Origin of the sequence: Methanosarcina barkeri 3 (assembly GCF_000970305.1) — an archaeon.
GTDB classification, from domain to species: domain Archaea; phylum Halobacteriota; class Methanosarcinia; order Methanosarcinales; family Methanosarcinaceae; genus Methanosarcina; species Methanosarcina barkeri_A.
This window is the reverse complement of sequence record NZ_CP009517.1, coordinates 3,636,960-3,662,916: the sequence shown is the minus strand read 5'-3', so window position 1 is coordinate 3,662,916 and position 25,957 is coordinate 3,636,960. Positions and strand designations below refer to the sequence as shown.

General features: G+C 38.6%; 16 protein-coding genes. 3 read left to right on the top strand and 13 right to left on the bottom strand.

The genetic code is table 11. The features are described from left to right. Window positions 1-753 precede the first annotated feature (753 nt). The 11 genes from MSBR3_RS14905 to MSBR3_RS14855 all read right to left on the bottom strand — a co-directional run bounded on the left by MSBR3_RS14905 (window position 754) and on the right by MSBR3_RS14855 (window position 19,614). On the bottom strand, window positions 754-1,389 hold the full coding sequence (locus MSBR3_RS14905) for a cyclase family protein (RefSeq protein WP_048108989.1): 636 nt from the start codon (window positions 1,387-1,389) through the stop codon (window positions 754-756). A gap of 196 nt (window positions 1,390-1,585) precedes the next feature. Continuing rightward, a complete protein-coding gene (locus tag MSBR3_RS14900; RefSeq protein WP_048108988.1) occupies window positions 1,586-2,578 on the bottom strand; it encodes an isocitrate/isopropylmalate dehydrogenase family protein in 993 nt (330 codons plus the stop codon). Window positions 2,579-2,642: 64 nt separating this feature from the next. Next, window positions 2,643-3,203, bottom strand: a complete 561-nt coding sequence (locus MSBR3_RS14895; RefSeq protein ID WP_048108987.1) for a manganese efflux pump MntP — start codon at window positions 3,201-3,203, stop codon at window positions 2,643-2,645. Window positions 3,204-3,836: 633 nt separating this feature from the next. Further along, the gene (locus tag MSBR3_RS14890) at window positions 3,837-4,238 is read right to left on the bottom strand and encodes a hypothetical protein (protein WP_048108986.1); all 402 of its coding nucleotides are present in this window, start codon (window positions 4,236-4,238) and stop codon (window positions 3,837-3,839) included. Between the two features lie 415 nt (window positions 4,239-4,653). Further along, window positions 4,654-5,511 (bottom strand): DUF7714 family protein, encoded by an 858-nt coding sequence (locus tag MSBR3_RS14885; RefSeq protein ID WP_048110600.1) that lies wholly within the window; start codon window positions 5,509-5,511, stop codon window positions 4,654-4,656. A gap of 269 nt (window positions 5,512-5,780) precedes the next feature. Beyond that, the gene (hacB, locus tag MSBR3_RS14880) at window positions 5,781-6,281 is read right to left on the bottom strand and encodes a homoaconitase small subunit (RefSeq protein WP_080942321.1); all 501 of its coding nucleotides are present in this window, start codon (window positions 6,279-6,281) and stop codon (window positions 5,781-5,783) included. A gap of 173 nt (window positions 6,282-6,454) precedes the next feature. After that, a complete protein-coding gene (locus tag MSBR3_RS14875) occupies window positions 6,455-8,992 on the bottom strand; it encodes an oligosaccharyl transferase, archaeosortase A system-associated (RefSeq protein WP_048108985.1) in 2,538 nt (845 codons plus the stop codon). Window positions 8,993-9,781: 789 nt separating this feature from the next. After that, on the bottom strand, window positions 9,782-12,304 hold the full coding sequence (locus tag MSBR3_RS14870; RefSeq protein WP_048108984.1) for an oligosaccharyl transferase, archaeosortase A system-associated: 2,523 nt from the start codon (window positions 12,302-12,304) through the stop codon (window positions 9,782-9,784). Window positions 12,305-12,831: 527 nt separating this feature from the next. Then, window positions 12,832-15,378 (bottom strand): oligosaccharyl transferase, archaeosortase A system-associated, encoded by a 2,547-nt coding sequence (locus tag MSBR3_RS14865; RefSeq protein ID WP_048108983.1) that lies wholly within the window; start codon window positions 15,376-15,378, stop codon window positions 12,832-12,834. A 498-nt stretch (window positions 15,379-15,876) separates the two neighbouring features. Beyond that, window positions 15,877-18,402: an oligosaccharyl transferase, archaeosortase A system-associated gene (locus MSBR3_RS14860; protein WP_048108982.1), complete on the bottom strand. Its 2,526-nt coding sequence runs from the start codon at window positions 18,400-18,402 to the stop codon at window positions 15,877-15,879. 57 nt (window positions 18,403-18,459) lie between these two features. Then, window positions 18,460-19,614: a glycosyltransferase gene (locus MSBR3_RS14855; protein WP_048108981.1), complete on the bottom strand. Its 1,155-nt coding sequence runs from the start codon at window positions 19,612-19,614 to the stop codon at window positions 18,460-18,462. Between the two features lie 79 nt (window positions 19,615-19,693). Between MSBR3_RS14855 and MSBR3_RS14850 the strand changes: the two genes are divergently transcribed. From MSBR3_RS14850 to MSBR3_RS14840, 3 genes are all read left to right on the top strand, one after another. Beyond that, the gene (locus tag MSBR3_RS14850) at window positions 19,694-20,788 is read left to right on the top strand and encodes a glycosyltransferase family 4 protein (RefSeq protein ID WP_048108980.1); all 1,095 of its coding nucleotides are present in this window, start codon (window positions 19,694-19,696) and stop codon (window positions 20,786-20,788) included. Between the two features lie 96 nt (window positions 20,789-20,884). Next, the gene (locus tag MSBR3_RS14845; protein ID WP_048108979.1) at window positions 20,885-21,940 is read left to right on the top strand and encodes a glycosyltransferase family 4 protein; all 1,056 of its coding nucleotides are present in this window, start codon (window positions 20,885-20,887) and stop codon (window positions 21,938-21,940) included. Between the two features lie 125 nt (window positions 21,941-22,065). Further along, on the top strand, window positions 22,066-22,914 hold the full coding sequence (locus MSBR3_RS14840) for a glycosyltransferase family 2 protein (protein ID WP_080942320.1): 849 nt from the start codon (window positions 22,066-22,068) through the stop codon (window positions 22,912-22,914). Between the two features lie 109 nt (window positions 22,915-23,023). Here MSBR3_RS14840 and MSBR3_RS14835 read toward each other — a convergent pair whose 3' ends face one another. Beyond that, a complete protein-coding gene (locus MSBR3_RS14835; RefSeq protein WP_052723429.1) occupies window positions 23,024-24,214 on the bottom strand; it encodes a glycosyltransferase family 4 protein in 1,191 nt (396 codons plus the stop codon). 390 nt (window positions 24,215-24,604) lie between these two features. Beyond that, on the bottom strand, window positions 24,605-25,807 hold the full coding sequence (locus MSBR3_RS14830; protein ID WP_048108977.1) for a CgeB family protein: 1,203 nt from the start codon (window positions 25,805-25,807) through the stop codon (window positions 24,605-24,607). Window positions 25,808-25,957 lie beyond the last annotated feature (150 nt).

The following is a 25,957-nucleotide window of genomic DNA, read 5'->3' as shown; positions in this document are numbered from 1 at the left end:
GATTAATAAGTACTGACGTAGTTTTTAGGAATAGAGGTGAATAAAATGGAGGAAATATTCAAAGGATTGATTGAGCGTGCTCAGTATTATGAGCAGTTTGAAAGTTACAGGAACATAAATTTTTCAGTACACTTTGGGGAAATGCCCGTACTTAACTAAAGGCTTCAGTGGCAAACGTATAAGATAGGATTTATTGATTGTCAGCCTAAAGCAACTCAATTCACATAATGAGCTGTAAATTAAAAAGCTGCAAATTAAAGAGCTGCAAATTAAAGAGCTGCAAATTAAAAACTGCGAATCAAAATGATGTAAAACCTCTAAAGAACTGGAACGTTGAGAGGTAAGTTTCAAAATAAGTCAATTGAAGTGAATCTCAAGAACAGATCAGATAAGTAAATCTCAAGAACAGACAAACTGAGATGCAAAAACTTCAAGAAAAATCAGAAAAAAATCAGAAATCAGGATAAATTCTAACGAAAATTAAAGGCGGAAAGAAACTTACTTTTCAACCGATTCCATTTAAACCTGTAAGTTATGTTCCAATTCCATAGAGCAAATTTTGAAGTCAATATACAACTGTTTTTGAAACTACCTGCCGCTCCTTTTATTTTTTTGATATTTACTGTATCTACTATATTTTTCTGTCTTTCTTAGTATCGAGTCAAGCACAAAATATCATATAAAATCAATTGTAATCATTTGGAATGTTGAATATTTGACTGTTGACTCGACATTACTTTTGCTTGAAATGTATTATTCTTTAACAAGTATTACTCTAGCCGGAGCTCCATCCGTGTCTATACGAAGAGGCAGCCCTATGAATGTATATTCTCCTTCAGGAATGCCGGCGAGGTTGAGTCCTAAGAACAAAGTTGTGTTATTTATCAGCAGCTCACGGACCTCATCGTCACCTTCGGGTTTTTTAATGCTCAGATAATCAAATCCCAGGGTTTTAACTCCGGCATTAACGAGGTATTCAGCTGCGTCCATTTTAAGGTGTACATAATTCTCAAGGAATTTCACGTACCCAAGAGCTGAATTTCGGGTCTTGAGAAGCACTATTTCTTCAGGTCCGATTTCAAACTCTTCAAGGTCTTGCTTGTGAATTTCACTTTCTACCAGCGCGAGATCAAAAACCCTGCACTTTCCAAAAAAATGATCAAGAGGCAGGTCAGCAGCACTTTCTCTACCATTCCGAAGATGCAGCCTGGATTCTACGTGAGTACCTGTATGGCTCCCCATAGTCAGAATAGACTCGTTTACCTTATCCCTGGGGACAGAGGAATACCTCTTAATAGAAGGTCCAGGCTTTCCAGGATATATAACCATCTCTTCCGTAATAGGCAATGAAACATCGAAAAATTGACGCAGAATGAACCCCCCATTCATCCGTTAGTGATATATCTGAATTTAAGTGCAGTCATTTTTGATAAAAATATAACTGCGCCTTATTATAGAGAAGGGTTTAAAACATTAAAAACTCTACTCTGGCAGGGAGCTGATCCATCCTGCCCGATTGAGCTGCGTTACCAGGTTGAACTGCATTACCAGGTCGAACTGCATTACCAGATTGAACTATACTTTTTCAGATATTTTTCCTCACATATTCCGCAACCGCATTTCCGACTTCCATTGTGCTGGCAGTTCCTCCCAGGTCAGGAGTGATAATTTTCTTTTGAAGCACATGGGTTATTGCTTCATCGATAATTTGAGATCGAGGCTCTCCCATCCATTCCAGGAGCATCTTTACACTGAGGATTGCAGCAAGCGGGTTTGCAATGCCCTTTCCGGCGATATCGGGTGCACTCCCGTGCACAGGTTCGAAGAAGGCATATTTATCCCCTATATTGGCGCTTGGGACAAGGCCGAGACTTCCTACAAGGGCTGCACACATATCGCTCAAAATGTCTCCGAAGAGGTTTGTTGTAACCACAATGTCATACCTTTCAGGGTGCATCATAAGGTTGTAAGCCATTGAGTCAACCAGCATATCTTTATATTCCACGTTGTTAGCACTGGCAGTTTGCCTGCAGACATCGAGAAAAAGCTTATCGGATTTCAGGACATTGGATTTATGGACGATGGTCAGCTTGTTCTTTCTTTTCTTTGCAAGCTTGCAAGCATATTCTGCAATTCGCTCGGAACTTCTCCGAGTGACGACTCTTTTCGTCCATGAGATATCTGACCCTATTTCCTCAATTCCCGAATACAGCCCTTCAGTATTTTCCCTGACAATAATAAAATCGAAATCATTTCTCCCGGTGACTCCTATTATGCAGGGTAGAGGTTTTACAGGCCTGACATTAGCATACAGATCCAATTCTTTTCGGATGGTTAGGAGCACACTTTTGCAGTTTGGGTCAGGCACAGTGGTAACTGCCCCAAAAAGGACAGCATCACATCCTTTTATGATTTCCAGATCATCACTTGATATTGCAGTCCCTGTTCTTTCCCATTGAGTGTAGCCAAGCTCCAGGGGCACTTTTTCAAACTCAAGCCCGAAAGCGTCAAGGACTTTGACAGCTACAGGGATTACCTCCCTGCCTATCCCATCACCTTCGATTACAGCTAATTTCATATTAACTGCATCTATAGTTTGTGTATATGAATCTGGCGTAACTTTTTGAGATCTTGATAACCTGTCAGATCCATAGCAGATGCTCGGCAAGGATTTTTCCACCAATCCCTATGAGGATAATACCTCCAATAATCTCGACTTCGTGCTCAAAAAAATGACCTATTCTGTATCCCAGGACTGCTCCGCAGAAGGACATGAAAAAGGTCACACAGCCTATTATAATCACAGGTTCAAGAATGGGAGTATTGAGAAAAGCAAAGCTAATTCCCACAGCAAGGGCATCTATACTTGTAGCAATTGCGAGCACCAGAAGCGTAGAATAATTGAGGGAATTTACCTTCGCATTCGGATCTTCGTAAAGAGCCTCATAAATCATTTTGCCTCCGATAAAGACCAGAAGCCCAAAAGCAATCCAGGGAGCATAGTTTGATACAAAGCTGCTCACTGCGTTCCCTCCAAGCCAGCCAAGCACAGGCATGAAAGCCTGAAATCCTCCAAAAAAGAAAGCAAGTTTCAGCGCATCCTTTAGATGAAAAGGCCGTATCGTAGTACTGCTGGACATGGAAACTGCAAATGCATCCATTGAAAGCCCGAGCCCTAAAAGAAAGCTAGTCAGGAAAGGCATTAGGTCAACCTCAATTTCGTTTTATAAACAGATTTTGCCAAGGTAATTAAGAGCGTTTCAATAAATTCAATTTTTTAATAAATTGTTGTATACTAAATGTAAAGGACTCGCTAAACTTTGATATTTATCGAAATTTTCTAAAGTCTTATGTATATGGTTTAGGATAATTGGAGTTTTAACATACGATTTAGGAATCATTAGAGCTTTTATACATGTCGACATTTAAGACTTGAGGTCCTCAAAATGTCTATGTATATGGTTATTATTTGTTGACCCAATAATCTACAATCAGATTTAAAACTATGTCTTCTGTAAAGGTCACAGATAAAAAATGCTTTTTTGAAAGGAAAGGGATGAGAAGAGCTCTTCAAACTCCAGGCAGAATAAACTCAAAAGGTCTATGTAACACAGTTAAAACGGACAGTGTTTAAATTAAAGTACTATGTTTAATTTCAGACTTTTCCTCAACCACTGTCTTTGTTAGATACTTTTACGTTGTTGGACACTTTTACGTTGTTGGACACTTTCACTTTGTTGGATACTTTCACTTTGTTCATACTTCAGTTTTGCTCATATATATTAGCACGGTTCTAACCACTTTTCAGTTAAATAACTGCCCACATCTTATTTTGCTCATACTTTAATTTCAGACTTTTCTTCAACCACTGTCTTTGTTTTATTTCCCGATATTCCTGCCCTCACTTTTCTATATGCGGTATACTTACCATTGCCTTCATAGAAAACGGCATATTTATACTGACTTTCTTCAAAAAATTTAAATCCTTTTCTGTAGAATGCCGGATATTTTACAATACGCAGTGGTTCAAGCGAGTAACGCTGGTATATATTGTTGTCTGCGAGAGTTTTAACCCAATCAGGTATCATGTTAACCTGTTGATACTTCTCATGAATATTATGCCCGATGATTGTGTTATAAACAAGTGAAGCCTTTACTGCAATCGTTACAAACAAGAACTTCATCAAGAAAACTCCAGCAACAAATCCAACAATCCATGCAGTTATGAGTAAAATCATATTATTACCCCCCAGGTTTAATACTGTTTTATAATCTGCTGCCCGTTTCCGATTGTCTAAAGTCACTTTATTTCGGTATCTCTCTCAAATCCCCTTAATTTGTGAGCGTCGCTGGCAGGTCGATCCTTTAAAACTATATCTCTCATAGATAATAGAGTTTTCTAATTCATAGAAAAGTTTTATATTATATAATCAAGTTTACTAAACTCGGAGGAGAGATTCAAGCAAGTTTAACGTATTTTAGCTCATTACAGGGAGATAAAAGCAAAAGTTAAGAAGGAACTTGAAATTGAAGCCGATAATCAGAAAAAAGCATTAGCTGGGGAGTTTGAATTTAGGGATAGTTTTGATTTAATATAATAGAACACTAATCATAGAAAATACCAGAATAGACTTTTGAAGAAAAAATGTAAGATTACTCATTCTTTCTCAGTCTGTTTACAAGTTTTCGGATAGCTTCAGCAACCTGGTACTCCGATGCTCCCCAGTGGACTACAGCTCCATCAAAACCCGAAATATTTACAAGCCCTGAATTCTCAGACCTGCAGCAGCGAGTAATAAAGGATTTTGAGGGTACAACTATTTCGGACTTGAAAGGACAGATGTTTATAAAGGAATACTCAAGTTCAGGAAAACGCATTTCAAAAAGAGTCTTTGAAATTTCACATCCTACAAGTAAATGTCCGTTTTCCGTGAGCACATCCGAGTCCAGGCATTTACCTTCCAGTCCAGACGCGCTGCATGGAAAAACGGTGTTTTTTCCTTCAAAACGTCTTAAATCGATTACTTTTTCAGTAAACCTGACCTGGAGATCCCCGAAAATTCCACTGGCTTCGAGTCTTCTTACAACAAGGGAAAGCCAGGAGGGATAAGGGGGAGCAACGTCAAGGATTTCTAAGTCAAGAATGCTTGCAAGATCTGGGGCGTGAACAAATGTGACGTGTTTATCCATACCTGTAAAAATTACCGTGTTCACTTTGCCGGTACAGAGTTTTTCTGCAGTCTCGATCAGGAGTGTACGGTCTTTTATATTCAACTCTCTGTCATATTTTACCACCTCTTCTCCTGAGGCTATTGTTTCGAGAGACTCAACTTTTCTGAGCAAGCCCTCTCCGTTTTTTCTCACGTAATAGACTGCGTATTCGCAGCCGTCTGTCTGAGGACTTCCCTTTTCTGTAATCAGGTAGTCAGTCAGGAAATAGATAGGTTCCTCAGTGTCCGGGCAGAAGGATTTTGTTACACCTACATGCTTATATTCATCAGGAAAAAGCATAATTATCGGTTGTTTTGGATGATTTTTTTGAAATATGGATTCTGAGTTCATTCTTCTTGTTTTTCTTATTCTTCTTATTTTTCTTATTCTTCTTGTTTTTCTTATTCTTCTTGTTTTTCTTATTCTTCTTATTTTGGTTGTTGTCAAATTAAATTTGTTTCCGGTATGTTTTCCAGTGTACTTTGGTATGTTTTTTGATACATTTCTCAATATACTCCCAGTACTTTATGATTTATTTTCCGGTTTTTTTCCATAATTATTGTATCAAATTATTCCCTTTGCTCGATCTGGATTTTCTTTCTGTGAGCTACAAGCCCGCCGTCAGCAAGTATTTGGAGAAGAAAATCCGGTAGTTTATTTCCTTCGTAAGTGGTTTTTCCTGAAACTGTAACTTCGCCTTTTAGCAGGTCAACCTTTATTTCGTCGCCCTCCTGACACTCGATATCGGCTTCAATAAGAGGTAGCCCTACATTAATTGCATTTCTGAAAAAGATCCTTGCAAAAGATCTTGCGACAATACATGCTATACCTGCATGTTTTAAAGCAAGGGGAGCCTGTTCTCTTGAAGAGCCGCAGCCGAAATTGCTGCCTGCTACAATGATATCTCCCGGTTTCACTTTTTTTGCAAATTCGGGGTCAATGCCTTCCATTGCATGAGCTGCAAAAACCTGCATATCTTTGGTCCGCAGGTATTTTCCGGGAATGATTACATCTGTGTCGACATCGTCTCCGAATTTCCAGACTCGACCTATAATAGGGTTTTTCATCATACTTCACCTGCGAGGTAGGCTTTTTTAATAGTATATCTAGATAACGGAAAAATGAAGTAAAAATCTGCAGTTCTGGTTTAAGAATAAGTTTGAAAGCATAAAATTAAAAACAAAGACACAAGAAAAAGGAGAAATAAAGATGTAGTGTGAATATCTCACACTCCGTACTGGTTTCATACCTTTATTTCTTCTCCTTTCAATACGGCTTCTTCACTTACTTTCACTTCTTTTGTCATATCGCCATAACTCAACACATAGGGCCCTGAGGGTGCAGTGTTGAATTGAGTCTGATTTGCAATCGGACCTTCTGTTGAATAAGGCACTGTGAATTCATACCTTCCTTGAGAATCTGCAGTAGTTGACTGCGAGTACTCAAAGGTCCTTCCCTGATTTGTAAGGATTGTCGTGTTTATTTTAACACTCTCATTGGGAGAAGCCGTTCCTGTTATATTTGCACCTTTAACGTACTCGAAGATCTTGACATAGCCGGTATCTACCTCAGGGAGTTTGCCTCCGTATAAGTAATTATAGACCTGTTTATACCCTACTTCGTCAGTTTGATAGGCCTCAGTTTCGTAAACCATACGATACTGCTTCAAGCCGTTTCCGTCAAAAATCTGCAGTCTTGATTCCATGGAATTGAAATATCGGGTAGAAGGTATGTTTTGATATTGGCTACCTGTCCAGTAAGCCTGATAGTACCCATCAGTATCAAGAGTCCAGGCAGGCATTGCCCCGAATATACTTGTAGCCATTTTGGCATCAGACATTACATAACGTGCACCCATTTTGTCAGGCCTTGGATCTATAGCTTTGAGCACTGCACTTGCTTCTTTCTCAGATGGGGCTGTGAAAAAGGTTGCTGCGCCTGGTTGGTTTGTCTCGTTAATGCTTACTCTGCGTCCTCCTACCCCTGCCTGGAAGGGATTTGCATTTGGCATTCTGTGGCCTATTGTCTCTATATAGTGCCCGTAGTCCCACCATGACATAACACCGTATGCCGTATCTGGATACTGGAACATTTCTCCGTTTTTCGGAGCTTCGTAAACGGCATTGTAGTTCATTCCCGGATCAGGAGTATTTGAACGGAGCCAGACACAAGCTTCCATCCACGGTTGATTGGGTTCGTTTGAGCCAGTTGACTTTATCGTATTTGAATATAGCATTGCAGATCCATATACGGGATAAATCAGAAATATCAATATAAACAGGACTGCAAAAACCTGCTCGATTTTGACAAGTTTCAATGCACCTGGGACATCTGAAGGTGACTTTACATTACTTTTGAACTTCTGGTCAAGGTCGTTCCATTTTACTTTTTCAAGTAACAGGCCTCCAAGGTAGGCACTCAGGATTGAAACGTTTATTGAATAGTAATATGCAAAACGATTCTGGCCATAAATTGCAAGGAGAATAAAGAAGCTCCAGACAAGAACAAGCAATTCGTGGGGCTTTGGTCTTTTGAACAGGTTTGCAGCCAGAACAAACATCCCGAGTATAGAAGCTAGAAATCCCGTAGTAGTGAAATTTGAAAAAGCTTTATACAGGGTAAAGGCGCCGTTCTGGTAGAATATAGAAGTAGCTTCACCAATTGTGGAAGGTCCTCCCTGTTGAATTCCAAAAACAGTGCTTGGAGCATTTATAATTAGGGAATAAAGGGATGGAGATGCGATTTTGGTAATTATAAGTCCGAGAATTCCTGCTCCAAGAATCAGCAGAGGGTAATAATAAGTATTTATTTTCCTTATTTTGAATTCCCTTTCTATGAGACTCAAAGCCGCAAAAACTGCCATTGCCCCAATAGCAGTGATAACGTGGAACCATGAGTAATAATACATAGAAAAGCCCATATCCGGATGGACAAATGGAAGGATAAGTATTGTACTTACCAGACAGGTTACTACACCTGTAAATCCAAGGTAGTCGCTTGATTCATTCCGGAAATTGTCCAGAATGTACTGGAATATTGCGTAAACAAGAACGATGAATAAGAAAAGCGATCCTCCTGGCCAGCACAGCTGGTATGCTGAATACATTACACCAGCCAGAACCGAGTATATAAAAGGCTCTTTCAAAACACTGAACTTTTTATTAAATACATCTTCAAAACGCAGCTTTCTTTCCTTAGCCGAAATCAAAGCCAGCATGAAGAACATCATGAAAAGTGTACTGAACAGTGATTCTGCAACATGATGGTCTGTAAAACCAATCATTGAACGGGTTAGAAACTGTCCCGGAGCAAACGCAATTAAAATTGCAGCCAGAACTCCGGTTTTATGTCCTCCCAGGTATTTTCCTATGTAGTAAACCGGAATGACGATAATGGCCCCTAGCACTGCAGGGAAATAGGCTCCAACAGTATCAACAAGATGAGAACTTGGATGTCCCATTCCAAGAATCAGGGAGGTAATAGCCATCATTTGATCGAACAATGGGCCGAAATGTATGTAACTCCCGTTAGGATAGTTGGTCATGGGATTGAAAAACATCCTATTGGGGTAATTTTCGAGCAAGACAAATAAGGTACGCATATGGTACCAGGCATCATTGGTCGCGAACCTTACGGATCCATCGGATAAGAACACCGTATTTGAAGGAAGTGTTCTAACCCATAGAGATATAAAACCGATTATCGCAACTGCCAGAGTATAAGGCCAGCTGGACTTGATTTTATCTTTGAATGATGATACAGGATGATCCTGAGAACTCATAATAATCCCCTTTAAGAGGTAAGTTTTTTCAATCAAATATATAGTTTATGGAATAATAATATCAAATAAATAATATTAGATAATATTATTCTACGCAGGCTACTCAGTACGATTATTTATAATCCTACCTTATTTCTGTTCAGAAACTTCATGCAGTTTTCATATTAGATCGATCTGGACAATTTACAAGATACCTACTATTGCCTGAGGGGGTTTTTGCTTATTTTTCATGGTGGCAGGTTTCTCAAGCTATTTACTTCGGAAACAGTAATAGTTCTGCTAAAAGACGTGGCAATGCTTCTGGTTCAACCTTGAAAATCCCTTCGAGATGTGAAACTACTTTGTTAACAGTATATAAGAGTATACAACTGACGGATATATAAATAAAAGTATATGTAAGTGTCGGATATAAATAAAAGTATATGTAACTGACGGATATATATAAATAATTTTTGTAACTATTCAGCATACCCAACGTGTCTATCGATATTGATTATATCGAAAACAAGGAATCCAAGAAATAACCTGTGAAAAAGGAAGAAACGGAATCAATTGGTAACAGATTAAGAATCAATTTACAGAAATTCGTCGATTGAGTTTTAATAAATATGGCTATTGATCCTGTTTTACATAGGTTGGGTAGTTACTAATTTTCTTGAAAAAATAGCAGTCTCTTAAGAAAACCTTAGAAGAAATATTTCCTGGAAGAGTAAAAACAAAACTAAAAAAGAAGAAGAAAGGAGAAATAAAGGTGCAGTAGTGTGAACAATCTCACATTCCGTACTGGTTTCATACCTTTATTTCTTCTCCTTTTAATACAGTTTCTTCACTTACTTTTATTTCTTTTGTGGTATCGCCGTAACTTAATACATAGGGTCCTGAAGGTGCAGTATCAAATTGTGTTTGGCCTGCAATCGGACCTTCTGTTGAATAAGGCACTGTAAATTCGTATCTTCCCTGAGAGTCTGTAGTTGTTGATTGAGTGTATTCAAAGGTCCGTCCCTTATCTGTAAGGATTGTAGTACTTATTTTAACAGTTTCGTTAGGAGAAGCCGTTCCTGTTATATTCGCACCTTTGACGTACTCGAATATCTTGACAGAACCTGTATCTACCTCAGGGAGCTTGCCTCCGTAGAAGTAGTTGTAAACCTGTTTATATGCGACTTCGTTACTCTGGTAGGCTTCAGTCTCGTAGACCATACGGTAATGTTTCAAGCCATTTCCGTCAAAAATGTGAAGTTTTGCTTTCATGGTATTGAAATATCGGGCAGTAGGTATGCTCTGATATTGGTTACCTATCCAGTAAGCCTGCTCGTACCCTTCAGTATCAAGAGTCCATTTAGGTATTGCCGAGAACATAACTGTAGCCATTCTGGCATCAGACATTATATAGCGTGCACCTGCTTTGTCAGGCCTCGGGTCTATGGCTTCAAGAACTGCACTTGCTTCTTCTTCAGATGGGGCTGTGAAAAAGGTTGCTGCACCTGGCTGGTTTGTCTCGTTGATGCTTACCCTTCGGCCTCCTATTCCTGCCTGGAACGGATTAGCATTTGGCATCCTGTGCCCTATTGTCTCTATGTAGTGCCCGTAGTCCCACCATGACATGACACCGTAAGCCGTATCAGGATACTGGAACATCTCTCCGTTTTTCGGGGCTTCATAAACGGCATTGTAGTTCATACCAGGGTCTGGGGTGTTTGAACGGAGCCAGTCACAGGCTTCCACCCACTGATCAGGTGTACCGTTCGAAATTTTTGTATATAAAATTGCAGATCCGTATACAGGATAGATCAAAAATAATACTATGGCCAGGACTGCAAATATCTGCTGTACTTTGATGAATTTAAAAGCCTTCGGAATATCTTCGGGCAATTTTACGGTATTTTTGAACTTCTGGTCAAGTTCGTTCCATTTCACTTTATCGAGCAGCAGACCTCCAAGATAGGCACTCAGGATTGATATATTTATAGAATAGTAGTATGCAAAGCGGTTCTGTCCGTAAATTGCAAAAAGAATTAAAAGACACCAGATAAGAAGTAACACTTCCTGAGGTTTTGGTTTTCTGAATAGATTTGCAGCCAGAATAACTATCCCCAGTAAAGAAGCAAGAAATCCTGTAGGAGTAAAATATTTATAAGCTTCCGACAGGACGATTTTATCACCTATGCGAAACATAGAAGAAGCTTCACCAATTGTAGAGGGTCCCCCCTGTTGAATTCCAAAAATAGTGCTTGGTGCGTTTATAATTAGAGAATAAAGTGATGGAGATAAAACTTTAATAAATATAAACCCAAGAATACCAGCTCCAAGGATTATAAGTGGGTAATAATAAGTTTTCATTTTCTTTCTTTTTGATTCTCTTTGAATAAGACTCAAAGCCGCAAAGCCTGCCATTGCCCCAATAGCAGTAATAACATGGAACCAGGAGTAATAATAAAGTGAAAATCCCATGTCAGGATGGACAAACGGGAGGATGAGTATTGTACTTACCAAACATGTGATTATGCCTGTAAACCCAAGGTAGTCACTTGACTCATTCTGGAAATTGTCTAAGATACACTGGAATACGGCGTAAACAAGAACGATCAATAAGAAAAGCGAGCCTCCTGGCCAGCAGAGCTGGTATGCTGAATACATTACGCCAGCCAGAACCGAGTATATAAAAGGCTCTTTCAAGACTTTTAAGTTTTTATTAAACACATCTTCAAAACGCAGCTTTTTCTCCTTTGCCGAAATCAAGGCAAGCATGAAAAACATCATGAAGAAAGTGCTGAACAACGATTCTGCAATATGATGGTCTGTAGAGCCAATCATTGAGTGTAATAGAAAATGTCCTGGAGCAAATGCGATTACAATTGCAGCCAGAATCCCTGTCTTATGCCCACCAATATATTTTCCTATGTAGTAAACCGGAATGACAGTCAGAGCTCCGAGCACTGCAGGAAAGTAAGCTCCAACAGTATCAACAAGATGAGAAATGGGATGACCCATACCTAGGATCAGGGAAGTAATTGCCATCATTTGATCAAATAGTGGGCCGAAATGGATATAACTCCCGTTAGGATAGTTGGTCATGGGATCGAAAAACATTCTGTGGGGGTAGTTTTCAAGCAGAACCCTTAAGGTACGCATATGAAACCAGGCATCATTAGCCGTATATCTTACAGACCCATCGGATAAGAACACCGTATCTGAAGGATATGTTCTTATCCATAGAGACATTAAACCGATTATCGCAACTGTCAGAGTATAAGGCCAGCTGGATTTGATTTTATCTTTGAATGACGATACAGGATGATCCTGAGAACTCATAATAATCCCTTCGGAGGTAATTTTTGTAATTAAATCTGTAATTTGTGAAAGAAAAAAGTCAAATAGATAACATTTTCCTACGCAGACGAATAAGCCTTATTATTTGCAATTCTATTTTATTTATATTCAAGATTCCATTATTTATTTTTAGGAACCTTCTGAATTTTTCATACTGGCTCAATCTGTAAGTTCTTCAAGAGAGTTAGTATTCCCGGTTTTGTTTTTCTTCCCTGGCGCTCAGGTTCTCTAAGACTTTCTACTTCGAAACAGTAATGTCTTTTAAAGAAGCGGCAATGTTCTGGTTCCACTTTTAGAAGCTTTTGACATATAAAATAACTTTATTAACAGTATATATAAGTATATGTAGCCTGTGAATTTATAAAAAAGAAGCATTCTGGAAAGGTAGGAGGCGACTTCAAAAATTTCAAAAATAAGCCTTTCAGGAAAATAAGATGAAAATAAAGATCAGAAAAGAAGGAAAAAGAAATAAAGGTGTGAAATTAATTTAATTGCACATCTCAAGTTGTTCAGACCTTTATCTCTTCTCCTTTTAATACGGCTTCTTCACTTACTCTCACTTCTTTTGTCGTATCTCCATAACTCAATACATAGGGTCCTGAAGGTGCAGTATCGAATTGAGTTTGATTCGCAATCGGACCTTCTGTTGAATAAGGCACTGTGAGTTCGTATCTTCCCTGGGAATCTGCAGTTGTTGACTGTGAATAGTCAAAGGTTCTTCCCTGATTTGTAAGGATTGTTGTGTTTATTTTAACACTTTCATTGGGAGAAGCCGTTCCTGTTATATTTGCGCCTTTAACGTACTCGAAGACCTTGACATAACCTGTATATACCTCAGGGAGTTTACCTCCGTAGAAATAATTGTAGACCTGTTTGTACCCCAACTCGTCAGTTTGGTAAGCCTTAGTCTCGTGAACCATACGGTATTGCTTCAAGCCATTTCCGTCAAAAATGTGCAGTTTTGCTTCCATGGTATTAAAATATCGAGCAGTAGGTATGCTCTGATATTGGCTACCTGTCCGGTATGCCTGGTAGTACCCTTCAGTATCAAGAGTCCAGGTAGTAATTGATCCGAATATACTTGTAGCCATTTTAGCATCAGACATTATATAGCGTGCACCTGCTTTGTCAGGCCTTGGATCTATGGCTTCAAGCACTGCACTTGCTTCTTCTTCAGATGGGGCTGTGAGAAAGGTTGCAGCTCCTGGCTGGTTTGTCTCGTTAATGCTTACTCTGCGTCCTCCTACTCCGGCCTGGAAGGGGTTTGCATTTGGCATCCTGTGACCAATTATCTCTATATAGTGCCCGTAGTCCCACCATGACATAACACCATATGCCGTATCTGGATACTGGAACATTTCTCCGCTGTTCGGAGCTTCGTAAACGGCATTGTAGTTCATACCAGGGTCTGGAGTATTTGAACGTAGCCAGTCACAAGCTTCCATCCACGGTTGATTGGGTTCGTTTGAGCCAGTTGACTTTATCGTATTTGAATATAGCATTGCAGATCCATACACTGGATAAATCAAAAATAATACTATTGCCAGGATTATAAAGATCTGCTGTACTTTGATGAGTTTAAAGGCTTTCGGGACATCTTCGGGCGATTTTACACTACTCTTGAATTTCTGGTCAATTTCTTTCCATTTAACTGTGTCAAGCAGCAGACCTCCAAGGTAAGCACTCAGGATTGAAACGTTTATTGAATAGTAATATGCAAAACGATTCTGGCCGTAAATTGCAAAAAGAATTAAGAGACTCCAGATAAGAAGTAGCACTTCTTGAGGTTTTGGTTTTCTGAATAGACCTGCAGCCAGAATTAATATTCCTATTACAGAAGCAAGGAATCCTATAGGGGTGAAATGTAGAAAGACTTTCGATAAGGTAAAGACTCTATATTTGTTACTTTCATAAAATATAGAAGAAGCTTCCAGGATTGTGGAAGGTCCTCCCTGCTGGATTCCGAAAACGGTATTTGGTGCGTTTATTATTAGAGAATAAAGAGATGGAGATGCGATTTTGGTAATTATAAGTCCGAGAATTCCTGCTCCGAGGATAAGGAGAGGGTAGTAATAAGCTCTCATTTTCTTTCTTTTGAATTCCCTTTCAATAAGACTCAAAGCCGCAAAACCTGCCATTGCCCCAATAGCAGTGACAACATGGAACCATGAGTAATAATAAAGAGAAAAGCCCATGTCAGGATGGACAAACGGAAGGATAAGTATTGTGCTTACTAAACAAGTGACTATGCCTGTAAATCCAAGATAGTCGCTTGATTCATTCCGGAAATTGTCCAGAATGTACTGGAATATTGCGTAAACAAGAACGATGAATAAGAAAAGCGATCCTCCTGGCCAGCAAAGCTGGTATGCTGAATACATTACACCAGCCAGAACCGAGTATATAAAAGGCCCTTTCAGGACACTGAACTTTTTATTAAACACATCTTCAAAACGCAGCTTTCTTTCCTTAGCCGAAATCAAAGCCAGCATGAAGAACATCATGAAAAGTGTACTGAACAATGATTCTGCAACATGATGGTCTGTAAAACCAATCATTGAACGGGTCAGAAATTGTCCCGGAGCAAACGCAATCAGAATTGCAGCCAGAATCCCTGTCTTATGTCCTCCAATATATTTTCCTATGTAGTAAACCGGAATGACAGTCAGAGCTCCAAGCACTGCAGGGAAATAGGCTCCAACAGTGTCAACAAGATGAGAACTTGGATGTCCCATTCCAAGAATCAGGGAGATAATAGCCATTATTTGATCGAACAATGGGCCGAAATGTATGTAACTCCCATTAGGATAATTGGTCATTGGGTCGAAGAATATCCTGTGGGGGTAGTTTTCAAGCAGAGCCCTTAAAGTACGCATATGGTACCAGGCGTCATTGGTCATAAACCTTACGGACCCATCGGATAAGAATACCGTATCTGAAGGACCTGTTCTAATCCATAGAGACACAAAACCGATTATCGCAACTGTCAGAGTATAAGGCCAGCTGGACTTAATTTTATCTTTGAATGATAATACAGGATGATCCTGAGAACTCATAATAATCCCTTCGAAGGTGATTTTTTCAAATAAATATAATTCATGAACGAAGAAAATCAAATAAGATGTTATTATCCTATGCAGCCAACTTAGTCTAATTATTTATAATTCTACCTTATTTATCTTCAGGAACCTCATGCATCTTTCATACTGAATCGGTCAGGACATTCTTCAAGAGATCCAGTGTTCTCGGTTTTACTTTTCTTCCCTGGCTCTCAGTTCTTTAAGATTTTCGACCAACAGTATGTTTTCTAAAAGACGTGGCAATGTTCTAGTTCCATTTTAAGAAAACTCTTTGACATATAAAATAACTTTATCAATAGTATATAAAATTATATGTAACCTGGAAATATATAAAAAAACAAACATTCTGGAAAAGTAGAGGGCTACTTCAAAATCTCAAAGATAAGCCTTTCTAGGGGGATAAAACGAAAATAAAGATAAAAAAGAAGAAAAAGAGAAAGGTATGAAACTAACTTAATTTCACATCTAAGTTGTTCAGACCTTTATCTCTTCTCCTTTCAATACGGCTTCTTCACTTACTTTTACTTCTTTTGTCGTATCTCCATAACTCAACACATAGGGTCCTGAAGGTGCAGTATCAAATTGTGTTTGGCCTGCAATCGGACCTTCTGTTGAATAAGGCACTGTAAATTCGTACCTTCCCTGAGAGTCTGCAGTAGTTGACTGCGAGTACTCAAAGGTTCTTCCCTGATTTGTAAGGATTGTCGTGTTTATTTTAACACTCTCATTGGGAGAAGCCGTTCCTGTTATATTTGCGCCTTTAACATACTCGAAGACCTTGACATAACCTGTATATACCTCAGGGAGTTTACCTCCATGGAAGCGATTGTAGACCTGTTTGTACAATAACTCACTTGTTTGGTAAGCTTCAGTCTCGTGAATCATACGGTACTGTTTCAAGCCATTTCCGTCAAGAGTATGCAGCCTTGCCTCCATGGAATTGAAATATCGAGTAGCAGGCAGTGACCTATATTCTTTACCTATCCAGTAAGCCTGATAGTAACCATTAGTATCAAGAGTCCAGGTAGCAATTGAAATGAATATATCTGTAGCCATTCTGGCATCGGACATTATATAACGTGCACCTGCTTTTTCGGGCCTAGGGTCTATGGCTTCAAGCACTGCACTTGCTTCTTCTTCAGATGGAGCTGTGAGAAAGGTTGTAGCACCTGGTTGGTTTGTCTCGTTAATGCTTACTCTGCGTCCTCCTACTCCGGCCTGGAAGGGGTTTGCATTTGGCATCCTGTGGCCTATTGTTTCTATATAGTGCCCGTAGTCCCACCATGACATAACACCGTATGCCGTATCTGGATACTGGAACATTTCTCCGTCTTTCGGAGCTTCGTAAACTGCATTGTAGTTCATACCAGGGTCAGGGGTGTTTGAGCTAAGCCAGGTACAAGCTTCTTCCCAGGGCTGGATGGGCTGGCCATATACCATTTTTGTATCCGGTATTGCAGATCCGTATACTGGATAAATCAGAAACACCACTATAAGCAGGACTGCAAAAACCTGCTCTATTTTGACAAGTTTCAATGCCTTCGGGATATCTGCTGGCGATTTTACACTACTTTTGAACTTCTGGTCAAGTTCACTCCATTTTACTGTTTCAAGTAACAGTCCTCCCAGATATGCACTCAGGATTGAAACGTTTATTGAATAGTAATATGCAAAACGAATCTGGCCGTAAATTGCAAGGAGAATTAAGAAACTCCAAACAAGAACCAGCAGTTCTTGAGGTTTTGGTCTTCTGAACAGGTTTGCAGCCAGAACTAACATGCCGAGCAAAGAAGCAAGAAATCCCATAGTAGTGAAATTTGAAAAAGCTTTAGATAGGGTAAAGACGCCACCACGGTAGAACATAGAAGAAGCTTCTTCTATTGTGGAAGGTCCTCCCTTTTGAATTTCAAAAACAGTGCTCGGCGCATGTATAATCAGAGAATAAAGGGGTGGAGATGCGATTTTGATAATTATAAGTCCGAGAATTCCTGCTCCGAGGATAAGGAGAGGGTAGTAATAAGCTCTCATTTTCTTTCTTTTGAATTCCCTTTCAATAAGACTCAAAGCCGCAAAACCTGCCATTGCCCCAATAGCAGTGACAACATGGAACCATGAGTAATAATAAAGAGAAAAGCCCATATCCGGATGGACAAAAGGAAGGATAAGTATTGTACTTGCCAGGCAGGTGACTACGCCTGTAAACCCAAGGTAGTCGCTTGACTCATTCCGGAAATTGTCCAGAATGTACTGGAACATTGCGTAAACAAGAACGATGAATAAGAAAAGCGATCCTCCTGGCCAGCAAAGCTGGTATGCTGAATACATTGCACCAGCCAGAACCGAGTATATAAAAGGCTCTTTCAGGACACTGAATTTTTTATTAAACACATCTTCAAAACGCAGCTTTCTTTCCTTAGCCGAAATCAAAGCCAGCATGAAGAACATCATGAAGAGTGTACTGAAAAGTGATTCTGCAACATGATGGTCTGTGAAGCCAATCATTGAACGGGACAGAAACTCCCCTGGTGCAAACGCAATTAAAATTGCAGCCAGAATTCCGGTTTTATGTCCTCCAAGATATTTTCCTATGTAGTAAACCGGAATGACAGTCAGAGCCCCTAGTACTGCAGGGAAATAGGCTCCAACAGTATCAACAAGATGAGAACTTGGATGCCCCATTCCAAGAAACAGGGAGGTAATAGCCATTATTTGATCGAACAATGGGCCGAAATGTATGTAACTCCCGTTAGGATAGTTGGTCATGGGATTGAAAAACATCCTGTGGGGGTAGTTCTCAAGTAGAACCTTTAAGGTACGCATATGGTACCAGGCATCATTGGTTGTGAACTTCACAATTCCGCCAGGTAAAAGAACATTATCCGAAGGAAGTATTCTGATCCATAGAGACATAAAAACAATTATCGCAACTGCCAGAGTATAAGGCCAACTGGATCTGATTTTATCTTTGAATGACGATACAGAACGATCCTGAGAACTCATAGTATCCCCTTTATAAATTAAACATTGTAAGTTAAGATAGAATTATGAAAAAGAATATTAAATGGATTGTATTAATTCTGTATAACAGTTTATAATTCTATCCCATTTCTGATCAGGAGCTTCATAATGATTTCTCTCTCCAAACTGGCTGAGAATAGCCTCCCTGATAGAATCGACGTCAGCCGGGGGTACAAAAAAAGTGCCTTCATAGTTAGCCATTGATTCTTTTAAGCCACCTACTTCGGAAACAACAACAGGTTTTCCAAAAGACATGGCAATGTGAGCGATTCCACTCTGAGAAGCTCTCAGATAAGGCAGGACTACCACATCTGCAGCGCTGAAATACAGATTTACTTTTTCATCAGGAACATATTCATCTACCAGTGTAATCTTATCATGATAAGGAGAAGCTTTAATCTGGTCAAATAATTCCTTGCGGTCTTCCCAGATTTCCCCGACAATCAATAACCTGCTTTTTTCGAGAATTTTGGAGGGTAGCTGTTCAAAGGCTCTGATAAGGTAGGGAGTTCCCTTATATTTTCGAATTAAGCCGAAAGAAAGTATAACGAAATCGTCCTTTATCGAGAGATCTCTTCTCGCTTCTTTTATATCAAGCAATTTTCCGTACTGGTCGTAAAGTCCATGTGGGATCACATGAATTTTTTCAGGGGAAATAGAGTATCTTTTTGCAACAAGCTCTTTATCGGACTCGGAGTGAGTAATATATGCATCAAGGTTTTTACGCAGTAATTTTCCTGTTATTTTTGAGTATAAACGGATAGGAAGTATTGACTCTTCAAAAGGATCTACGACTTCATGAAACTCTATAATTAATTTTGGTTTATTCAGTAAACCTGCAAATATCTTTAGCAGAAGCTGCATATGCGCAACCGAGGAAGTCCACCATTGCAAAACTATAATATCAGGTTTTTGTGCTTTAAGAAAGCGGTATGCTTGAATCCAGGTCAGTGGATTGTTATAGTCCATGCCGTCAAAGACAGGAATCCTGGGTGAAAAATTCAAGTCGGAAATATTTTTTCCGACATGGGATCTTCCAGGAAAAAGAAAAGTTGGAAGCAACTGCCGAAAGCAAACTACTGATACTTCCTTTTCCATAGGCATAGCATTTGCCAGACGGATAGTATAATAACTGATACCGCTCAAAAAACGTTTCGAAGGTCCGACTATGCAAACGCTTTTATTAGATGTCATTTGCTTTAACTATCACATTATCTTTATATTAAACTAATGCATTACTCCACATAGATCCCAGTATGAGAGAGGTTAAGCCTTGAAAATAGCCCAGATATGTCCCCGTTATTCTCCCGACATAGGTGGAGTGGAAACTCATGTCAAAGAAATTAGTGAAAGGCTGGTTAAAGCAGGGCACGATGTGGAGGTTATAACCACCGATCCTACGGGTAAATTGAAAAGGCAAGAGATAATGAACGGAGTAAAGGTTATAAGGTTCAGATCTTTTGCTCCTGGAAATGCGTATTACCTTGCTCCCCAGATCTATACTTATCTCAAAAAGCACGACTATGATATAATTCATGCGCACAGTTATCACGCTTTTCCTGCATTCTTTGCATCTCTGGGCAGGCGCAATGCAACATTTGTATTTACACCGCATTATCACAGGCATGGCCATACTGCATTCAGAGACTTACTGCACAAGCCGTACAGGTTTCTAGGGAAAATAATCTTCTCCAGGGCAGATTCCGTAATATGTGTCTCAGAATATGAAAAGAAACTTATAGAATCAGATTTTGAGGTTGCCGCAAAAACCGTGAAAATCCCTAACGGACTAAACCTTAAAGAGTTCAAGGATTTGAGGCAGCCGGGAAAAAGCTCAAATAAGGATGACGGAAGAGAAAAGCTTCTTCTCTATGTGGGCCGCCTGGAGGAATATAAGGGGGTACAGTATATTATCCAGAGTTTGCCTGAACTTCAGGGTTTCAGGTTGAGGATCATTGGAAAGGGGCCTTACGAAGCTGAACTTCGCAATATGGCGAAAAGTTTAGGGGTGGAAGAAAGGGTTGAATGGTTAAAAGATCTGTCAAGAAAAGAACTACTTGAGTGCTATGCAGATGCGGATATATTTTTGATGCTTTCTTCTCATGAAGCATATGGTATAACGGTTGCGGAAGCGTTGGCTGCGGGGACTCCGTGTATAGTGGCAAAAGGGAGTGCACTTGAGGAGTTTGTAGATGGAAGGAACTGTATTGGGATTGAGAACCCGGTTTCGAAAGAAAAAGTTGCCCCAATACTGATGAAAATTAAGAAAAAAGGAAAAAAAGAAAACTCAGGTATAGACAAAAATATAATGGATTGGAATGAAGTCTCAGCCAGAATTGAGAAGCAGTACATAAAGGACAAAAATTAAGTTACTCGGATAAAAAACAAATTATATAGTAGAAATAATAAATTACTCTAAATTATGAGGTTTATAAATCATTCCGGGTTTTTGGGGAACTGAAGTATGGTAATTGACTATATAAATGGTCTCAAAACAGATGAAATATTCGCAATGTCAAAGTATCAAAGTGAGATTCATAGCAGGTTAAACAATATCAAATTAAATAAGATAGAATATCCTAATTTGTCAAAAGTCGCCGGAGTTAACAAGGCTGTTGAGTATTTTGCTTATCCATTTATTGTGAAGAAGAAAGTAAATAAGAATAATATTAAACATATAACTCGTCAGGATCTGGCATTTCTCCTTGAACTAACTGACTTAGAAAAAACTATTGTTACCTGCCACGATATTATTCCTATAGCGTATTACAAGACTCGAAGTCCTCTCTGGAAACTTAACGCAAAAGGATTAAGAAAAGCAGAAAAAATAATTACGGTATCCGAGTTCTCCAAACAGGACATTAGCAAGTATATAAAATATCCCGAAGAAAATATAGAGATCATAACCCCAGCCGTAGACCACAGCTTATACTTCCCCAATAGTAGTAAAAAGTGTTTATCAAAATATGGCATTGGAAACGATGAAAAGGTAATCTTATATGTTGGAGCTGAAGAACCTAGAAAAAATGTTCAGTTTCTAATAAATTCATTTAGCAAATTGAAAAATAAAATACCACATATAAAATTATTAAAGGCCGGGACACCAAATTACCTGTTCGTAAGGAAAAAGCTCCTTGAACAGATAAAGGCTCTGAATTTACAGAATGACGTTATCTTTACGGGGTATGTCTCAGAGACCGAATTGGCAGAGATATACAATGCTGTGGACCTGTTCGTATTTCCTTCTTTATATGAAGGGTTCGGGATACCTCCTCTAGAAGCAATGGCTTGCGGAACCCCCGTAATAACATCAAATACTTCCTCACTGCCGGAAGTTGTCGGAGATGCTGCAGTTCAGGCAGATCCTTTTAATGTTGAAAAATTTGCTGAAGAAATGTATGAAATATTAACAAATGAGGTACTCAAAGAAGAAATGATCAGAAAAGGACTGAAAAGGTCAAAAATGTTTAGCTGGGACATTTCGGCAAAAAAAACTTTAAAAATATATAAAGAGCTATGACTGCAGTCCTGCAAAGTCTTCTTTTGATCAAAATTACTAAGTTGTTGGTTTTTCCAATTTAACTAGCAGAAATAACCATATCTGGTCGCCGGCAGACTCTATAGTCTAAAATTGGTGAATAGTTTATGAGTAAAAAACCGTTAGTATCAATAATTTTACCGACATATAATAGAGCATCGGTTCTTGGGGTCTGTGTTGAATCCGTCTTAAACCAGTCATATACCAATTGGGAACTTTTGATTTCTGATGATTGTTCAACTGACAACACTATAGAGGTCATAAATTATTACATGGTCCACGATTCAAGAATAAATGGTAAGACTCATGAACACAATCTGGGTCTCCCACGCAACAGGAATGCAGCTCTCCACGAAGTTAAGGGTCAACTGGTGTTCTTCATTGAAGATGATCTGGTGTTGCATCAGGGCTGTTTAGAAAAACTTGTCAGTACTTACAATTCTTTTGCCACGAACGATATTGTAATTGTTCCGAGGTTGATAGAAAACACAGACCCGGATGAAGAAGCTGTCAGGCGTAATGTCCCGTTTTATGTAAATAAATTCACTGGCGAAATTTTCAACAACTATGGGCAAGACCCTGGAAGTGTTTTAAAAGTAGATATGGGACACGCCTGTTGTTTGTATCCAGTCGATCAGTTAAGGAACATAGGTGGATATGAGGAAAAAGCCTATAAGGGCACTTACTGCCGTGAAGAAAGTGATCTGAACATGCGACTCATTAACCTGGGATTTAAATTTTATTTCCAACCGGCTGCAGTAGCAGATCATAATAGAGTCAGTACAGGTGGTTGCAGGCTATCCGGACGCCTGAAACAGACCTATTATTATGCTAGAAATCATATTGTCTTTTTACTGAGGAACTTCGGAATCAGATCGATATATATGATACCTTTTTTCTTGATAGAATTTAGCCGTAGGATATTTGTTAATAATCTCTTTTCCAAAAGCTCTTAAATAAATTTCAAAATTGAATTTTGTCCTTTTTCCGGTCCTTTTTATTCTTCTTCTATTCCTCTTCTATTCCTTTTCTATTTTCTCCTCTTTTTCTCCTGATCTGAATTAATTATTTTCCATAGATCAGCTTTCTATATTTCATACAGAAGTCTTTACAGTTAAAGTTCATCTTTGCATATTCATAAGCTTCTGTTGATATTTTGTCCCTCAAAGTTTTGTTTGAGGCAAGTTCACTTATAATATCACATGTATTTTTTATTATGAGATCTTCACTATCGTCTTTTACAAGAAAACCGTTATAGCCATTATGAACATGTTCTGAAATACCTCCTACATCCGTGCTTATAGTTACAAGGCCATATGCCATTGCTTCCATTATGACTAAAGGAAAACCTTCACTACTCGATACAAGCAGTAATATGTCAGAACTATTATACACTTCCGAGAGCCTTTTTTCGTCTACGATCTCGCCTAAGAAATTACAATAAATTCTATCTTGTTCGGGAATCGAGTTCTTAACGTCCCCGACTAACACAAACTCAACTGGCATATTTTTTTGATGGCAAATACGAGATATTTTTCCTATAAGGTGTACTCTCTTTTCTTCTGAACCACGCCCTACATACAGAATTCTTAAAGTAGACCCGTTATTCTTTCTTATGATTCTTTCCGGAATTTGTACACAGTTTTCAATTAAAAAGACCCTGTCATTCATTTTTTCAGAAATGTCATTCAAACTATATTGTTTCTTAATATCCTTCAATGTCTGTGAATTAATTACGACTCTTTTGTCTAACCTGTTTACATAGGTTAGACTAACGTTTTCAATCCCACCCCCGAAAGCATGTATGAGGTCAATACAACGAATATCAGGTTTTAAGTAAGGAATTAGTTTGTAGAAAAGTATGTTATTACATCCAAAAACGACACAATTTTTATTATAATTTACAACTGTGGATAGCACACCAGCCCAAAAGTAAATTAACAATGGGTTGTTTAAATAACCTATGTCAAATATTTTAGCACTTTGCATAAATTGCTCTTTTAATGCGGAGCTTTTTGATTTATTCGCAAAAAATACTATAGGGCTGTACTCTTTTAGACAAGAAGTAATTTTAACATGAACCTTTTCGGCTCCTCCGATATGGTAATAAGGAAAAAAGAAAAAAAGTTTTGATCTAAAGTATGATGCAAAGAATGAGCCTGCAAATTTACCGGTTATTACAAGTGGTTTCTCTGAATATTGGACCAATTTTTCCATAATGGGCTTAACTTTAGTATATAAAACATTTTTTTCCACACAATAGGCCACCTTAATATAACATGAATTTACTTTTCTGAGTCAATCTAAAGGTAATATGTTCTGAAGGTTAATTTTAACACTCAAAGTGAATAATAACGAAGTAACTCTATGCTTCATTCAATGGTGCTTCTTTTACTGTTCCATAAATTACTTACAACTCTCAATCTAGTTCTACTTTATTGTACTTCGGAAGGCCATTTTTCTATATTTTACCAAATATTTCTACTCATTACTTTTCGAATTCCTTAGGTTTTTAGATATAATTTCTTAGATTTTTAGATATAATTCCTTAGATTTTTATATATAATCCTTTAGGTTTTTATATGTAATACTTGGCATTCATAGCTCACTCTTTTAAGTGATGGTTTTTTCCTGTATAAACTTGCGTTAAACTGTAATTTTCAGATCTACCAAGTTATTCATTCCCATCTCATGGAAAGCCATCTCAAAACGTTTATGCCAAGTATGGTCCTGTAAGCAACGTTTATATCCAGCTTGACGAATCTTCTCACGTTCGTCATCGTGTTTTAAATAATACTTTATTTTGTTAACCATATCTTCTTTATCAGTATAACAAACAATTTCTTTTCCTATTTCAAAGAATTCCTCAAGTTCTTCCATATATTCTACCATATAAAAACCGCAGCTCATTGGAATTTCAAAATCTCTAAGCCTCACCTGTAATACACGATTTCCGATTTCGTCAGTACCCCAGCATGTAGAAAAACCTAAATTTATTTTAGAACGACTGAACATCTTAACCATTTGCTCATCAGTCAATACCCCTCCCAGCATTGACGCTGGAAGTGCTATTGCTGATTCTTTATTCTCTGCAGGGATCTGATTTTCCGATCCTTCTACTTTCCAGCCTGTTGGTTTCAGGAGCTTTTTACAAGCCCGAGATGTGCAACCTCTAAGGTTATGGAGTAGAGAGTCCTTCTTTGCCTTTGCTTCAGAAGAATACTTATCCCATCCCCATCCCCATACACGCACATTGATTTCGTTATCCAGCAGGTGCTTGATAATAGCTGGTCGATCTCCGTATGCTTGTCCTACAAAGGTGACGTCGAATTCGACAGGTAAGTCGTATGGCTTATATATTTTAGGATTAGCTGCTTCCTGACAGTAAATAGGATTAGCACCAATTTTTAAATAGTCCTTAATCCTGAACTTTTCAGGAACTAAACACCAGTCATAGTGGGGAGAAATGTCAGACACCAGATGCAACTGATAAGATCCGTTACAGTACCAATTGACAGTTTTTATTCCCATGGCTTTTATTTCATCTATTGCTTCAGGCATTACGCAGGCATCATAGAAATAACTAAAAAAAAGATCTACAGGTTTTTCTTTATGAGCTGCCTTAATCTGTCGAAGTAACTCTTTACTTACTTTTGGTCTGTTCCTTGAAATAAAAGATCTTTGCTTGGGATCTGAAATGTCAAGATTTTGAAAGGTTTCTCTTAACTCGTATTGAAACTCTATCACATCATGCCCTAAATCTACAAGTGGCTGATATAAATTATTGCGCCAGAGATTTGACTGGAAAGAAGAGTTCGGAGTTGTATCAGAAGCATAAAAGATTCTCATTTGTAATCACTTATTGGTTTTAGACAAGAGTCTTACGTTTTTTTAAGATTGTTTCACATGCAAATAAGTCATAACATACACATAATCTGAAAGTTGCCTTATCACTTATTGTGAGCCCCCCACCAGGGGAATGGTAGAGTTCAGTTATCG